Source organism: Pseudoclavibacter sp. CFCC 14310, from assembly GCF_008831165.1.
In the GTDB taxonomy this organism is placed as follows: domain Bacteria; phylum Actinomycetota; class Actinomycetes; order Actinomycetales; family Microbacteriaceae; genus Pseudoclavibacter_A.
Window position 1 is genome coordinate 315,831 of sequence record NZ_WBKC01000001.1, and the last position, 15,281, is coordinate 331,111.

Sequence of the window (15,281 nt, forward strand, 5' to 3'; positions counted from 1 at the left end):
GCTTTACCCGAAGCGACCCGAGATGTAGTCCTCGGTCTCTTTCTCGGTCGGGTTGGCGAAGATCTTGCGCGTGTCGTCGTACTCGATGAGGCGACCCGGCTTGCCGGTGCCCTCGATGTTGAAGAACGCGGTCTTGTCCGAGACGCGTGAGGCCTGCTGCATGTTGTGCGTCACGATCACGATCGTGTACTGCAGCTTCAGCTCTTCGATCAGGTCTTCGATGGCCAGCGTCGAGATCGGGTCGAGGGCCGAGCAGGGCTCGTCCATCAGCACCACGTCGGGTTTCACCGCGATCGTGCGCGCGATGCAGAGACGCTGCTGCTGACCACCCGAGAGACCCGATCCCGGGGCATCGAGTCGGTCTTTGACCTCGTTCCAGAGGTTTGCTCCCCGCAGCGACTTCTCGACGAGCTCGTCGGCGTCGCTGCGCGAGATGCGTTTGTTGTTCAGGGTGACGCCGGCCAGCACGTTCTCGCGAATCGACATGGTCGGGAACGGGTTCGGGCGTTGGAACACCATGCCCACCTGGCGGCGTACGAGCACCGGGTCAACGCCCGGGCCGTAGAGGTTCTCGCCATCGAGCAGCACTTCGCCCTCGACGCGGGCGCCGGGGATGACCTCGTGCATGCGGTTGAGCGTGCGCAGGAACGTCGACTTGCCACAGCCTGAGGGGCCGATGAAGGCGGTCACTGACTTCGGCTCGATGTCCATGTTGACATCGGCGACGGCCAGAAACTTGCTGTAGTAGACGTTGAGATCCTTGGCGACGATGCGTTTTGACATGTTCTGTGAATCCTTACGATGTGGGTCTGCGAGTCAAAGATGATCGGTGGGTGCTAGCGCGACTTCGGCGAGAAGATCTTGGCGATGATGCGCGCCGCGAGGTTCAGCACCATGACGATGAGCACCAGGGTCAGCGCACCGGCCCAGGCTCGCGCATAGTACGGGTCGGCGTCGATGCCGGGGTTCTGGTACTGGTTGTACACGAACACCGGCAGGGTCGTCATGCGCTCTGAGAACGCGTTGTAGTTCATGTTCGAAGCGAGCCCAGCGGTGACCAGCAGCGGGGCTGTCTCACCGATGACGCGGGCGAGGGCGAGCATGACACCGGTCATGATACCGGCCACCGAGGTGCGCAGCACGACCTTGACGATGGTGAGCCACTTCGGCACGCCGAGGGCGTACGAGGCCTCTCGCAGCTCGTTTGGCACCAGGCGAAGCATCTCTTCGGTCGAGCGCACGACCACCGGGATCATGAGCACCGACAGTGCGACTGCACCGGTGATGCCCATCTTCGCGTCGGCGCCGAAGAAGATCACGAACACTGAGAAGGCGAACAGGCCGGCGACGATCGAGGGGATGCCGGTCATCACGTCGACGAAGAACGTGATCGACTTGGCGAGCTTGCCGTGGCCGTACTCGACGAGGTACACGGCAGTCATCAGACCGATCGGCACTGAGATCAGCGCCGTCCAGCCGGTCACGATGAGCGTGCCCATGATGGCGTGGATCGCGCCGCCGGGAGCGCCCAAGGGCACCTGCATCGAGCTGCTGAAGAACTCGCCGTCGAAACGCGAGAGACCCTTCGAGATCACGACCCACAGGAGTGAGATGAGCGGAATCAGCGCGATGATGAATGCGCCCCAGACGACCACGCGCATCGTGACGTCTTTGGTCTTGCGCCGTCGGCTGTTGCCGGCCAACGCCGAAGAGGCAGAGAGGGTGTTGACTGTGCTCATCAGTTGGCTCCTGAGAATTCCTTGCGGCGGTTGACGATCCAGCGTGCGCCGAGGTTGGCGGCGATGCTGATCACGAAGAGCACGAGACCGCCGAAGATCAGCACGCTGATCTTGGTGCCTGAGGCCTCGGGAAAGTTCTGCGCGATAGCGGCGGCGATAGTGTTCGGGTTCTGACCCTGCAAGAGAGCAAAGCTGACCAGCCCGGGCGTAGCCGAGAGCACCATGGCGACAGCCATGGTCTCGCCGAGCGCGCGGCCGAGGCCGAGCATCGCACCTGAGATGATGCCCGGGCGTGCGAAGGGCAGCACGGCCATCTTGATCATCTCCCAGTGCGTGGCGCCGAGAGCGAGGGCGGCCTCTTCGTGCAGCGCAGGAGTCTGCAGAAAGACCTCACGGTTCATGGCAGTCATGATCGGCAGGATCATGATCGCCAGCACGATGGCTGCGGTCAGTACCGAGGTGGCTGGGTTGGCGACCGGGCCGGCGAACAGCGGGATCCATCCGAGGTAGGTCGACAGCCAGTCGTAGAAGGGCTTGATGGCCGGCGCGAGCACTGCGATGCCCCAAAGGCCGAAGACGACTGAGGGGATGGCGGCCAGGAGGTCGATGACGTAGCCGAGAACCTGAGCGAACTTGCGGTTCGCGTAGTGCGAGATGAACAGGCCGATGCCGATCGAGAACGGAAAGGCGATCAGGAGGGCGATCAGGGCGACCCACAGCGTGCCGAAGGCGAGCGGCCCGACGTACTCCCAGACGTTGTCGCCTGCCGTGCCGGGAATGTCGCCGTTCGCCCGCGATGCTCCGAACGCGGGCAGTGCCTGCCCGACCAGGAAGATCGCGACGCCGGCGAGGATGACCAGGATCAGCACGCCGGCGATGAGCGAGGTGCGCGAGAAGATGATGTCGCCAGGGCGCTGTTTCGCCCGCGGAGCGACTTGAGGGCTTGCGGTAGTGCTCATGATTCCCATCGGGTCAGAACGTAGAGGAGCGTGGAAGAGAACTGCTGAAAGACGACTGAGGCGGAGCGACGAAGGAATGTCGCTCCGCCTCAGCGAGGCTCGCGATGGGCGAGCCGGGTGTTTCGGACTACTTGATCGCGTTGACCGCGGTCTTGGCCTTCTCAGTGACGGCGTCGCTCAGCGGAGCAGAACCGGCATGGTCGGCAGCCTGCTTCTGGCCGTCGGCGCTGATGACGTACTCGAAGTACGCCTTGACGAGTTCGCCCTTGCCCTCGGTCTGGTACTCCTGGCAGCCGATCAGGTAACTGACGAGCACGATCGGGTAGGCGCCCTCGACGCTGTAGTCGAGCTTGTACGCCAGGTCGGCGTCGCCACGGCCGTCGACGAGCTTCGAGTGCTCGACGATCTTGGCGGCAGCGTCGGCCGAGTACTTGACGCCGTTGACGGCGACAGTGCCGAGGTCGCCGGCCTGAGAGGCGTCGAGGTAGCCGATGGCACCCTCTGCGCTGCTCAGCGCCTGCTTGACACCCTGGGTCTTCTGAGCCGACTGTGCGTTCGGGTTTGAGGCGAAGGGGAAGGTCTCGCCGACCTCTGCGCCGCCGAAGGCGTCAGCGGCCTCTGACTTCAGGTAGTTCAGGAAGTTCTTAGTGGTGCCCGACTCGTCGCCGCGGAAGATCACCTTGATGGTGGTGTCGGGCAGGTCGACGCCCGAGTTGAGGTCGGCGATGGCCGGATCGTTCCACTTGGTGATCTGACCGGCGAAGATCTTGGTGATCGTCGGAGCGTCCAAGCTCAGCGAGTCGATACCGTTGAGCTTGAAGGCCACGGCGATGGGCGAGATGTACGCGGGAATCTCGACGATGTCACTGGTCTTGCAGGCGGCGAACTTGCCGGCCAGCTCATCGGTGCTGACAGCGGCGTCACTGCCCGCGAAGTCGGCGGTGCCGCCGATGAACGCCTTTCGGCCTGCGCCCGAGCCCTCGGGGTCGTAGTTGACGGTCACGCCCGAGTTCGCAGCGGTGAAGCCGGCCTTCCATGCCTCCTGCGCGCCGCTCTGGCTCGAAGCTCCCGAGCCGCTGATCTGACCGCTCAGCGAAGAGGTCGATGAGCTGCTGCCGCTCTCGTTGCTGGCGCAGGCCGACAGCGAGATAGCGGCGACGCCGAGCAGTGCGGCGGCCTGGATGAGGCGAGTCTTCTTCACGATGTACCCTTTCAGGTTTCTTGCATGCGGCCGCAGTGAGAAGCGGCCCGGTTCGACTCTCAACCTACGGAGGCTCGGTGTCGGGATTCTCACCAGCGTCTTAACGGGAGGTGAACGACGGTGGGCCGTTCAGGTCGTCGAGTAACTCTGTGCAGAGAGCAGTCTGCCCGGGTCATCTCGTGGAGGGATGCCCCGGGCAGGTTGCCGTGCTCGCTCAGCGGCCAGGCAGGTCAGCTCTCATTCTCTTCGTCGAAGGGAGCGTAGGTCGCCACCGTGACGAGTTCGAACGGGTGCTCGGCGTCGCCCGTCTGGGCGATCTGCGCGATCACCAGCTCTGCTGGTGCCAGCGTGGCGTGTGAGAGCAGCAGGGCGCGGGCCGGTTCGTCGATGAGCGCGCCGACTGCTGAGAGTACGCCCGGAAGCACCGGCCGGTGGGTGCAGAAGAGAGCCGAACGCCCCTGCGAGACGACGTCGGTGACCAGATGCTCCGAGGCCTCGGGGTCGGTGGCATAGTCGGTCTCGGTGAGTTCGCTGGCACGACGCACGCGCGTTCCGCAGGCTGTCGCATACGGCTGCACTGTCGACAGACAGCGCTGCCACGGGCTCGTCACGATCTGCTGGAACGCTCCCCAGCACTGCAGCAGCGCAGTCAGGTGTGTGGACTGGGACTGTCCGTGCGAGGTCAGCGGGCGGCTGGCCTCGCCTTTGCTCCAGTCGACACGGGATGTGGCCTTGGCGTGTCGCAGCACCCCCACCGTGAGGATCGGGCGGTCGAGTGTGGGCAGCTGACCCTCGAGTCGAGTGAGCAGCTCGCGGTCGAAGTCGTAGGTCAGCAGTCGCTGCGCTTCTGCGAAGGGCAGCCAGAGCAGCTCGTCGACCTCATGATTCGGCGAGAAGTGCTTCGCACTGTCTTTGACCTGCTCGGCAGAGATCTGAGAGGTCCAGTAGTGCACGACCTTGGGCTTGCCCCCGACGTGATAGTGCACGGCGTCGAGATACGGCCCGAGAGCGGCCCGAATCCGGCTCTCTTCGCGCAGCTCGCGAATGGCCGTCTCAGGCACGCTCTCGCCTGGGTCCTGTTTGCCCTTGGGAAACGAGTAGTCATCATGGGCAGCGCGGTGGATGACCAGAATGTAGGGCTCGCCGGCGATGCGTCGCCAGCAGAGCACTCCGGCGGCGACGATCATTTGCGCTTCGCCCGGGCCCGAGCCTTGCGCGTCGCGGCGATGCGCAGGAGCTCCTCCTGCACATCGAGCAGCCGGTTGCCGTGATCGTCGAGGTAGTGACGTTTCCAGCTGCCGTCTGCGCTGAGGTGCCATGACGAGGTAGTGTCGGCGACACCCATCGCGAGCAGATCGGTGAGCTCTGAGATCTGGTCGGGGTCGACCAGCCGCACGAGCGCCTCGACACGACGATCGAGGTTGCGATGCATCATGTCGGCGCTGCCGATGTACACGATCGGGTCGCCCTCGTTCGCGAACCAGAAGATTCGCGAGTGCTCGAGAAAGCGACCGAGCACCGAGCGCACGGTGATGTTCTCGCTGAGCCCCGGCTCGCCCGGCTTGAGTGCGCAGATGCCGCGCACCCAGACCTCGACGGGAACGCCGGCCTGGCTGGCACGATAGAGCGAATCGATGATCTGCTCGTCGACCAGCGAGTTGACCTTGATCTTGATGCCGCTCGTCTTGCCTGCGCGTGCATGCGCGATCTCTTGGTCGACCAGATCGATCAGGCCCGTGCGAATGGTCTTGGGGGCGACCAGCAGACGGTTGTAGTCCGACTCGGCCGAGTATCCCGAGAGGTGATTGAACAGCCGGCCCAGGTCGGCTCCGACCTCCTCGGAGGCGGTGAGCAGGCCGAGGTCTTCGTAGAGACGTGCGGTCTTCGGGTTGTAGTTTCCGGTGCCGACGTGGCTGTAGCGCACCAGACGGCCCTCTTCTTCGCGCACGGCGAGCGAGAGCTTGCAGTGCGTCTTCAGCCCGACCAGACCGTAGACGACGTGCACGCCTGCGCGTTCGAGCTTGCGCGCCCACGAGATGTTGTTGGCCTCGTCGAAGCGTGCTTTGATCTCGACGAGGGCAAGCACCTGCTTGCCTGCGTCAGCCGCGTCGATCAGTGCCTGCACGATCGGGCTGTCGCCCGAGGTTCGGTACAGCGTCTGCTTGATGGCGAGCACGGTCGGGTCAGCCGCAGCATGCTCCAGGAACGCCTGCACGCTGGTCGCGAACGACTCGTAGGGGTGATGCAGCAGGATGTCCTGCTTGCGAATCGCCCCGAAGAACTCGGCGTGCTGATGCGGCTCGATGTCCTGCAGAAAGCGATTGGTGACGGGAACGGCGACAGGGTAGTGCAGCTCGGGTCTGTTCAGCCCCGAGATGGCGAACAGGCCGGTGAGGTCGAGCGGCTCGCGCAGCTTGTAGACGTCTTCGTTCTGCACGCCCAGTTCGCTGACCAGCAGCTCGAGGATCGTCGGGTTGATGTCGCTGGCCACCTCGAGGCGAACCGGCGGGCCGAAACGGCGGCGCAGAAGCTCTTTCTCAAGCGCCTGCAGCAGATTCTCCGCCTCGTCTTCGTCGACCTCGAGGTCTTCGTTGCGAGTGACGCGGAAGGCGTGCGACTCGACAACCTCCATGCCGGGGAAGAGCTGGTCGAGATGCGCAGAGATGAGCTCTTCCAACGGGACGAAATGCGTCTGTGCGTCGCCGATCTCGCCGACGCGAATGAAGCGGGGCAGTGACTGCGGCACTTTGACGCGGGCGAACTCGCGCTTGTTCGTCGTGGGGTTGCGCACGATCACGGCCAAGTTGAGCGAGAGGCCGGAGATGTACGGGAAGGGATGCGCCGAATCGACCGCCAACGGGGTCAGGATCGGAAAGACCTTCTCATCGAAGTAGGTGCGCAGACGAGCGCGGTCGGCCTGATCGAGGTCGTCGAAGTGCGAGATGCCGATGCCGACCTTCTCGAGCTCTGGCAGAACGTGCTCGTGCAGGATGCTCGACTGACGCTCCTGCAGACGGTGTGCCTCTTTCGAGATCGCGCTGAGCAGCTCGAGCGGGGCGTAGCCCGAAACGGCGGGAACGGCGATGCCGAGTGCCACGCGGCGCTTCAGGCCGGCGACGCGCACCATGAAGAACTCGTCGAGGTTGTTCGCGAAGATGGCCAGAAACGAAGCTCGCTCGAGCAGCTGCAGTCCGGGGTCTGCGGCCAGCTCCAGCACGCGCTCGTTGAACCCCAGCCACGAGAGCTCTCGATCCAGATAGCGGTCAGGTGGCAGCTGTGCGCTCTTCGGCTCTGCTGCGGCCGTGGGCGAAGGCTCTGTGACGGTGCTCTTCCCCTGGCTGTTCTTCGTCTTAGTCTGCTGTGACGGTTCGCTCATTCCTCAATCATCTCACCTGCCAATGAATATCTCGTGAACGCTCTTCGAAACCGAGTCGCCGGTACAGCGCGAGGGCAGGCGCATTGTCTGCTTCGACATACAGCGACACGTCGGCGACGCTCTCTGCCAGATGGCGAAGGCCGTGCTCCATGAGCACCCGTCCGAGACCGCGTCCGCTGTGGTCGGGGCTCACCGCGATCGCGTAGATCTCGCCCTCGGGTCTGCCGTCGGGGCCGGGGGCTATCTTCGTCCAGTTGAACCCGACAAGTTCGTCAGCCTGCCAGAGCAGCAGCACGTCGTCGGGCGAGTACCAGCTCTCGCGCTGCAGCGCGGCGAGATCGTCAGCGGTGATCTGGCCCTGCTCTGGATGCGCTGCGAAGGCCCGCGCATTCAGATCGAGCCAGGCCTGCTCGTCGCGGCCGGTCTGCATGGTCCGCAGCTCGAGCCCGTCTGGCAGCGTCCGGGTAGGTGCGTCGGAATCGGTCAGCTCCAGCAGCGCATGGTGCGGCAGCTGCATCAGCAGCAGCTCGCGAATCGCGACGGCGCCGCATGCCGTGGCGAGCGCCCGAGCCTCGTCAAGCCCCCCGTGGGCCCAGACGAGGCGTCCGCCGGCGCCGACCGCTGCCTGCCACAGTCGCCTGCCGAGCCCCTGTCGGCGCGCGTCAGGGGCGACCACGAGCTCGAATTCGTCGCCGGTGACGACTGCGGCGGCAGCCAGCGTCTTCTCGTCGGCGTGTATCAGTGCCACGCGGGCCTGACCCTCGCTCAGCTGGCTCCATGAGTGGTCGTTGAAGGGCTGGGCTCCGTCAGCCTGGAACGCTCGTGCGGCGAGGTCGCGCAGCGCTCGCAGGTCGGCGTGGCGCACCGGCCGTGGCCCGTCGATCGCCGAGACGATCACAAGCCCGCTCCGCTGGCGCCGTTCGCCGCGGCTATGGGGCGCTCTTGATCGACCGGGTTGAAGCGATAGCCCACGTTGCGCACGGTGCCGATCAGCGAGTCGAGCTCGCCGAGCTTGGCGCGCAGACGACGCACGTGCACGTCCACTGTTCGCGTACCGCCGAAGTAGTCGTAGCCCCAGACTTCGCTGAGCAGTTGCTCGCGGGTGAACACTCGGCCGGGGCGGCCGGCGAGAAAGCGCAGCAGCTCGAACTCTTTGTACGTGAGATCGAGCGGTTTGCCGTTGATGCGCGCCGAGTAGCTGGCTTCGTCGATGGTGAGCCCGGCAGCGCGGATGACCGAGGGGCCGTCCTGCTCGACGGCTGCGCTGATGCGCCGGGCCAGACGTATGCGAGCGTCGATTTCGGCCGGCCCGGCGGTCGACAGAATGAAGTCGGATGCGCCCCAGTCGCGGCTGATCGCGGCGAGTCCGCCTTCGGTCACGACCAGAATGACCGCGACATCGAGATGAGAGGCGGCCATCAGCGAGCAGAACTGTCTCGCGGCAGGCAGGTCGGCCCGAGCGTCGACGAGAACGACGTCGGCGTCGATGCATGACATGACGCTGCTGCTCGACGGCTGCACGGTCGTGACCTGGTGGCTGAGCAGGGTGAGAGCGGGCAGCACGCCGTCTTTCATGCTGGTGAGAACGACGAGCTTCGACACTGGGGGCCTTCCTGGGGAAAGTTGACCTCATCATAGTCGAGGCTGGGGCGATCGGCGTCAGCGCCGCGTCTCAGCCGCATCCATACCCCTGCTCGGGACGTGCGCGAGGGGGTGCGGAACGGGTTAGACTGCTGGCATGGACGGAATCGTTGCACTTGAGATTTTCTTCGTCGGCCTGCTCGCACTGGCCAGCCTCGCGATCGCCTTCGTGTCGGTGACCGTGCTGGTCAAGCTCTTCAAGGGTCAGCGCTGAGCGTGTTTGACATCCCAGAGGGGCTGCCCGCCGAGGTCAACCCGCTCAGCTGGCTGATCGGCGTGTGGGAGGGCACTGGCGTCGTCAGCTACGGGGTCGACGAAGACCACGTCGAATACGAATTTGGGCAGCGTGTCAGCTTCACCAATGAGGGCCTGGCTGACCTGCACTACAACTCGTACTACTGGCTGCTCGACGATGAGCGCACCCCGCTGACGACAGAAACCGGTTACTGGCGCCTGGCCGCGCCCGAGCGGCCTGCTGATCACGGGCCTGCGCTGCTGCCCGGAGCCGACGGTGCCGCACGCACCATCGACGACGTCGACGAGCTGCGCTCTGAGACCGGGTTTCCGCTCGAGGTGAGCGTGCTGCACCCTGACGGCATCAGCGAGCTCTATGTCGGCACCATCAACGGGCCCCGCGTGCAGATCGGCACTGATGCCGTGCTGCGCCCGGCAGAGTCGCGTCTCTATACCGCCGCCGAACGCATGTACGGCCTGGTCGACGGCCAGCTGATGTGGGCGTGGGACATCGCCGCGTTCGGCCGGCCGATGGCCTCGATGGCCTCGGGTGTGCTGGCTCGACGCAGTGCCTCCGGGGCAGATGCGGGAGCCGCTGAGTGACCTCCCGCGCACCGCTCGAGCCCCGACAGCTCGGTGACCCCCTCGGCGAGCAGCATCGGCTGATCACGGGGCGGGCGGTGCTGAGCATCCCCACGCGTGACGTCGTTCACGTGACCGGCGCCGATCGCGAGCGCTTTCTCAACGTGCTGCTCTCTCGTGACGTCGGATCCCTGCCCGCAGGCGCCAGCGATGAGGCTCTGCTGCTCGATGCCGCCGGCCATGTGCAGTTCGCCGTCGGTGCCGTCGGCGGCGCCGATGACGACATCTGGCTGCTGCCCGAGCGCGGTGGTGCCGAGCGCGTGGTCGAGTGGGTGCGCAAGATGCGCTTCATGCTGCGGGTCGATGCCGAGGATGCCACCTCGCGTTTTGCGCAGGTCGGCTGGTTCGCCGTCAACGGCCGTGACTGGCAGCCGGCGCTCGAACAGCTCGCCGACTTCGTCTGGTGCGACCCGTGGGCGCACCTGGCTGTCGGAGGCTGGCAGTACGCCGACGCTGAGACAGTCGAGTATGAGACGTGGACCTGGCGCATCGCCTTCGTCGACGGCAGCCGGCGTGCCGAGGCGAAGACGCTGCTCGACGACGCTGAAGTGCGCCGTTCCGGCGGCGACGCCTGGCAGGCGCTGCGCATCGCGGCTGCCCGCCCGCGTGAGGCCGACGAAGTCGACGACCGCACGATTCCGCATGAGCTCGACTGGCTGCGCAGCGCAGTGCATCTCGACAAAGGCTGCTATCCGGGTCAGGAGACGATCGCCAAGGTGCACAATCTGGGTCACCCGCCGCGGCGGCTCGTGCTGCTGCAGCTCGACGGCAGTGACACCTGGGTCGAACACGGCGACGCCGTGCTGGCAGGAGACCAGCAGGTCGGCACGGTCACGACCGGCGGCATGCACTGGGAGATGGGGCCCGTCGCGCTCGCGGTGGTGCGACGCGGGCTCGCTCTCGACGCCGAGCTGACCGTGCAGCACGGCGACGAGACGATGGTCGCTCGTCAAGAGGCGATCGTGCCGGCGGATGCCGGAGGACTGGCCGCCTCTGCCGTACGCGATCTGCGTCGGGCGCGTCGCCGGGCGCACTGACCTACGACGTCGAGGCGCGACGTTCGAGCGGCGTTAGGAGCGGGCCGGCCGGGTAGACTTGTCGCATGACTCAAGAGACGCGCACGTTGGTGCTGCTGCGCCACGGCAACAGTGAATGGAACAAGCTGAATCTCTTCTGCGGGTGGGTCGACGCCGACCTGTCCGAGAAGGGTGTCGAAGAGGGACGGCACGCAGGCGAGCTGCTCGCCGAGGCGGGTGTGCTGCCTGACGTCGTGCATACGTCTGTGCTCAAACGTGCGATCAAGACGGCGAATCTCGCGCTGGAGGCAGCGGATCGTCACTGGATCGACGTGCGCCGTTCCTGGCGTCTGAACGAGCGCCACTATGGCGCGCTGCAGGGCAAGAACAAGAGTGAGACCCTCGAGAAGTACGGCGAAGAGAAGTTCATGACCTGGCGCCGCTCGTACGACATCGCGCCTCCTGAGATCGCCGAAGACGACGAGTACGCCCAGACGAACGATCCCCGCTACGGGCTGCTCGAGCGCGTGCCGCGATCGGAGTGCCTCAAAGACGTGCTGGGGCGACTGGTGCCGTACTGGCAGGATGCCATCGTGCCCGATCTCGCAGCCGGCCGCACCGTGCTGGTCACGGCGCACGGCAATTCGCTGCGTGCGCTCGTCAAGCACCTTGATCAGGTGCCTGACGACGAGATCGCCAAGCTGAACATTCCGACGGGCATCCCTCTGGTCTACCGTCTGAACGAGGAGCTGCGCCCCCTCGTGCCGGGCGGCGAGTATCTCGACCCCGAAGCCGCCGCGGCCGGTGCTGCCGCCGTTGCCGCTCAGGGGCGCAAACAGCAGTGACCAGCTGAGCTGTCAGAAGAGGGCCCCGACACTGTACTGAGCAGTGTCGGGGCCCTCTTCTGACTGTCGCCTCTGGGCGAGGCGATCAGAGCGTGCTGCTGTCGCTCTCGTCGCCCTCGTTCGCCCAGTCGCCTGTGGCCAGATAGATGACCATGTTGGCGATGTTGACCGCGTGGTCGGCGAAGCGCTCATGGTAGCGGCTGGCGAGGGTCACGTCGACGGTGTCGAGCGCAGCGTTCTTCCACTCGTCAGAGAGCACGGTGTCGAACACATGCTTGTGCAGTGCGTCGACCTCGTCGTCGGCCTGACGGATCGCCTCGGCGAGCTCGAGATCCTGGGTGGCCAGGAGCTCCGGCACCTTCTTGGCGATGGCGACGTCGAGTGCGCCGAGGCGCATGAAGGTGTCGCGCAGATCGCCGGGAACGACGCGATCGGGAAAGCGGTACCTGGCCAGCTGGGCGACGTGCGCGGCGAGGTCGCCCATGCGTTCGACCGATGCGGTGATGCGCAGAGTGCTCACGATGGTGCGAAGATCTCGCGCAACCGGCTGCTGCTTGGCGAGGATCATGATTGAGAGCTCGGTGAGATCGGAGGCGAGCTCGTCGATGCGGTCGTCGTTGTCGATGACCTCTTCGGCGAGATGCACATTCGACTCGTTGAATGCGGTGACGGCCTTCTCGATGGCCTCGGAGACGAGTGTCGAGATCTCGACGAGCTTGCCCTGGACCTCTTCGAGCTCCTGCTGGAAAACGATGCGCACGGGATTCCTAACGACGTGACGGGTCAGCGATGCTGAACAACGCTGCTGATCATCTCGGAGTGAAGTGAACAACCGGTGAAGTGACGCTGAACACGAACGAACCGGCAGCTTACCATGCGACGGCCGTGACGATTCTGCGCCAACCTCCTTGCCTAGAATGGTGCCCATGGGTCTTTGGACGGTCGTTCTCGCCGCAATGGTCGGCGCGCTCGTGGCGACGACCGTCGGGCTGCTGCTCTTTCGCTCGTATCAGAAGGGCGAACGCGGTCGGTATATGGTCGCTCAGATTCTGCCCGACGGCGTCGTGCAGTCGCTGGAGGCTCTGCCCTTTCCCGCCTTCGTCGTGAACGCGTCGAACGAGGTACTGCTGACCACTCCGTCACTCAAGCCGTTGGGCATCGTCTCCGGCCGACGTGTGGTGCTCGACGAGATCACCCATGACATCGACCAGGTCAGAGAGACCGGTACCGCAGTGCAGCAGGAGCTCGTGCTGCGCCGCGGCCGCGGCGATCGGGCAGACAGCCACGTCACCACGCACGTCTCGGTGCTGGGCAACCGGTACATTCTCGTCGTCGTCGAAGACCGCACCCAAGAGGTGCTGGTCGAGGCCATGCGCCGCGACTTCACGACAAACGTCAGTCACGAGCTGAAGACGCCCATCGCCGCGGTGCTGCTGCTCAGCGAGGCTCTCGCCGATTCTGCGGACGACCCTGAGATGGTGGGTCGGTTCGCCCGGCAGCTGCGTTCCGAGACGCAGCGACTGAGCGACATGGTCGGAGACATCCTCTCGTTGAGTCGCATCGAGAGCGAGCTCGATCAGCGTACGCAGTTCTCCGACGTCAATCTGGCGGCGGTGGTCGACGCGGCAATAGCCACTGCGCAGGTGACGGCACAGCGCAAAGGGGTCAGCCTCTCCGCGCGCACAGAGGGCGATCTCAGCATCGAGGGCGACGAGAAGTCCCTGGTCTCTGCGGTCGCCAATCTGCTCACGAACGCCATCGAGTACTCGCCCCAGGGGAGTGACGTCGGTGTGCTGGCCTCAGGTCGTGATGATGGCGTCTCGATCGTCGTCACCGACAAAGGCGAGGGCATCTCGAAGGCGCAGCAGTCACGCATCTTCGAACGCTTCTATCGAGTCGACCCTGCGCGGGTGCGCTCCACCGGCACAGGGGGCACCGGTCTGGGGCTCAGCATCGTCAAGCATGTCGCCCGCACCCACGGTGGCACGGTCAGTGTCTGGTCCAGGGTCGGCATCGGCTCGAGCTTCACCCTGAATCTTCCGCGCAGCGGAGACCTGACCGGGCAGGTGATCGGCACCGATCGCGAGACGCCCACAGCTGCTCCCGTGGTGGTGCGGCGGCCGTGACCTCTGACATCCGCCCCCTGTTCAACAGATGCCAGAGCCAGTTCTGGCAAGATGGCGGCCTGCTGCCGCCGCGCGACGAGAGGAAGACACGTTGACGCACCTGCTGCTAGTCGAGGACGCACCGTCGATCAGCGAGCCCCTGACATACCTGCTGCGACGCGAGGGCTATGAGGTCACGGTCGCGCACGACGGTCTCAAGGCTCTCGAGGCCTTCGCCCAAGTCGAGCCGGATCTCATTCTGCTCGACCTCATGCTGCCGGGCATGAACGGTCTCGACGTCTGTCGGCAGATCCGCCAGACCTCGGACGTCCCCGTCATCATGCTCACCGCGAAAGACACCGAGCTCGACACGGTGCTCGGCCTGGAGGTCGGCGCAGACGACTATGTGACCAAGCCCTACTCATCTCAGGAACTGCTGGCTCGCGTGCGCGCAGTGCTGCGGCGCAGCGGCGGGGCCGACGTCGGCGGCGATGAGATCACGGTCATCGAGGCCGGCGGCATTCGCATCGACCTTGATTCGCATGTGGTCAGCGTCGAGGGCGGCGAGGTCTATCTGCCGCTGAAGGAGTTCGAGCTGTTGGCCTACCTCGCTGAGAACGTGGGCCGTGTGCTGACTCGAGGCCAGCTGATCGACCAGGTGTGGGGGCCCGACTACTTCGGCGACACCAAGACCTTGGACGTGCATGTCAAGCGCATCCGCTCGAAGATAGAGAAAGACCCCAAACACCCGCAGCGTCTGGTGACGGTTCGGGGTTTGGGGTACAAACTCGAGGCGTGACGTCTCGCGCGCCCGCCGGCGATGAGCCGGTCAGTGCGTTGTGTGCGACGGCGTCGCGGCTTCGTTCGGCGCGGTGGATGCGGTGCTCCCGTTCGGCGACGGCGTCTCGGACGACGAGATCGCAGCAGGCGAGCTGGGCTCGCTGCTCGGCACCAATGACGAGTACTCCTTGAGGTGCCCGGCGATGACCGGAATGGTCTTCTGATCTTCGGTCTGGCCGTCAGCGGTCGCCTTCGCGCGCAGCGTGGCGCCGGGCTTGGCGCCGAGATCGGTGAGCACGTGCTCGTTCTCGGTGGTCTCGAGATCGATCGGCTGGTTCGGCTCGACGTTCCAGCTGATCGGCTGCTGGCCTTCGATGGTCAGCGTGACGCTGGCCGCTTTGGTTCCAGAGGTGGCCACCTGGCCGATGAGTCGGGCCTGGCTGCCTTCGTCATCAGAGATCAGAGCGATGTTGCTCAGGGTGACGTCGCCGACGCCGATCACGATGCCGTCAGAGGCGTTGTAGGTGCGCTCGGTGGCGACTGGCGTCGCGTACGAGCAGCCGGCCGCTCCGACCGAGACCAGCGCGACGACGAGGGCGGCCAAAGATGCTCTGCGAATGCTCACGTTTCCTCCGCGGTAGTGCCCGCCCACGGCCGCGGGCGGTGAAATACTAGACGTACTCGGTCAGTCTACCGCGAATTCTGTGCGTCTCTCGTCACTCTGGGCGGGCACGGCGGAACGG

15 protein-coding genes are annotated in these 15,281 nt (G+C 65.3%); 5 read left to right on the plus strand and 10 right to left on the minus strand.

What is annotated here, in order from left to right; all coding sequences use genetic code 11:
• Nucleotides 1-3: 3 nt before the first annotated feature.
• The 8 genes from pstB to F8O06_RS01445 all read right to left on the minus strand — a co-directional run bounded on the left by pstB (nt 4) and on the right by F8O06_RS01445 (nt 8,877).
• Nucleotides 4-783, minus strand: coding sequence for a phosphate ABC transporter ATP-binding protein PstB (gene pstB, locus F8O06_RS01410; protein WP_158037128.1), 780 nt, complete (start codon nt 781-783; stop codon nt 4-6).
• Nucleotides 784-836: 53 nt separating this feature from the next.
• Nucleotides 837-1,739 (minus strand): phosphate ABC transporter permease PstA, encoded by a 903-nt coding sequence (pstA, locus tag F8O06_RS01415; protein ID WP_158037129.1) that lies wholly within the window; start codon nt 1,737-1,739, stop codon nt 837-839.
• Entirely contained in the window at nt 1,739-2,698 is a 960-nt protein-coding gene (pstC, locus tag F8O06_RS01420; RefSeq protein WP_158037130.1) for a phosphate ABC transporter permease subunit PstC, read from the minus strand. Before pstC ends, pstA begins: the two co-directional genes overlap by 1 nt.
• A 127-nt stretch (nt 2,699-2,825) precedes the next feature.
• On the minus strand, nt 2,826-3,899 hold the full coding sequence (locus F8O06_RS01425; protein ID WP_158037131.1) for a phosphate ABC transporter substrate-binding protein PstS: 1,074 nt from the start codon (nt 3,897-3,899) through the stop codon (nt 2,826-2,828).
• A gap of 230 nt (nt 3,900-4,129) precedes the next feature.
• A complete protein-coding gene (locus F8O06_RS01430; RefSeq protein ID WP_158037132.1) occupies nt 4,130-5,086 on the minus strand; it encodes an NUDIX hydrolase in 957 nt (318 codons plus the stop codon).
• Nucleotides 5,083-7,275, minus strand: coding sequence for an RNA degradosome polyphosphate kinase (locus F8O06_RS01435; protein ID WP_158037133.1), 2,193 nt, complete (start codon nt 7,273-7,275; stop codon nt 5,083-5,085). Before F8O06_RS01435 ends, F8O06_RS01430 begins: the two co-directional genes overlap by 4 nt.
• Before the next feature lie 7 nt (nt 7,276-7,282).
• The gene (gene mshD, locus F8O06_RS01440) at nt 7,283-8,173 is read right to left on the minus strand and encodes a mycothiol synthase (protein WP_158037134.1); all 891 of its coding nucleotides are present in this window, start codon (nt 8,171-8,173) and stop codon (nt 7,283-7,285) included.
• Complete coding sequence (locus F8O06_RS01445; RefSeq protein ID WP_225733320.1) at nt 8,170-8,877, minus strand: winged-helix domain-containing protein; 708 nt, start codon at nt 8,875-8,877, stop codon at nt 8,170-8,172. Before F8O06_RS01445 ends, mshD begins: the two co-directional genes overlap by 4 nt.
• Nucleotides 8,878-9,132: 255 nt before the next feature.
• Between F8O06_RS01445 and F8O06_RS01450 the strand changes: the two genes are divergently transcribed.
• The 3 genes from F8O06_RS01450 to F8O06_RS01460 all read left to right on the plus strand — a co-directional run bounded on the left by F8O06_RS01450 (nt 9,133) and on the right by F8O06_RS01460 (nt 11,653).
• Nucleotides 9,133-9,753: an FABP family protein gene (locus F8O06_RS01450; RefSeq protein ID WP_158037135.1), complete on the plus strand. Its 621-nt coding sequence runs from the start codon at nt 9,133-9,135 to the stop codon at nt 9,751-9,753.
• Nucleotides 9,750-10,829 (plus strand): YgfZ/GcvT domain-containing protein, encoded by a 1,080-nt coding sequence (locus tag F8O06_RS01455; RefSeq protein ID WP_158037136.1) that lies wholly within the window; start codon nt 9,750-9,752, stop codon nt 10,827-10,829. Before F8O06_RS01450 ends, F8O06_RS01455 begins: the two co-directional genes overlap by 4 nt.
• Before the next feature lie 65 nt (nt 10,830-10,894).
• On the plus strand, nt 10,895-11,653 hold the full coding sequence (locus F8O06_RS01460) for a phosphoglyceromutase (RefSeq protein WP_158037137.1): 759 nt from the start codon (nt 10,895-10,897) through the stop codon (nt 11,651-11,653).
• 85 nt (nt 11,654-11,738) lie between these two features.
• Here F8O06_RS01460 and phoU read toward each other — a convergent pair whose 3' ends face one another.
• Nucleotides 11,739-12,413: a phosphate signaling complex protein PhoU gene (gene phoU / locus F8O06_RS01465; protein ID WP_158037138.1), complete on the minus strand. Its 675-nt coding sequence runs from the start codon at nt 12,411-12,413 to the stop codon at nt 11,739-11,741.
• Between the two features lie 166 nt (nt 12,414-12,579).
• On the opposite strand from phoU, the gene F8O06_RS01470 reads away from it, so the two are divergent.
• Nucleotides 12,580-13,779 carry a sensor histidine kinase gene (locus F8O06_RS01470; RefSeq protein WP_192496790.1) on the plus strand — a complete coding sequence of 400 codons (1,200 nt, stop codon included), beginning with the start codon at nt 12,580-12,582 and terminating at the stop codon, nt 13,777-13,779.
• Nucleotides 13,780-13,870: 91 nt separating this feature from the next.
• Entirely contained in the window at nt 13,871-14,557 is a 687-nt protein-coding gene (locus F8O06_RS01475; protein ID WP_158030241.1) for a response regulator transcription factor, read from the plus strand.
• 30 nt (nt 14,558-14,587) lie between these two features.
• On the opposite strand, the gene F8O06_RS01480 is transcribed toward F8O06_RS01475, so the two are convergent.
• A complete protein-coding gene (locus tag F8O06_RS01480; RefSeq protein WP_158037140.1) occupies nt 14,588-15,163 on the minus strand; it encodes a hypothetical protein in 576 nt (191 codons plus the stop codon).
• Nucleotides 15,164-15,281: the final 118 nt, after the last annotated feature.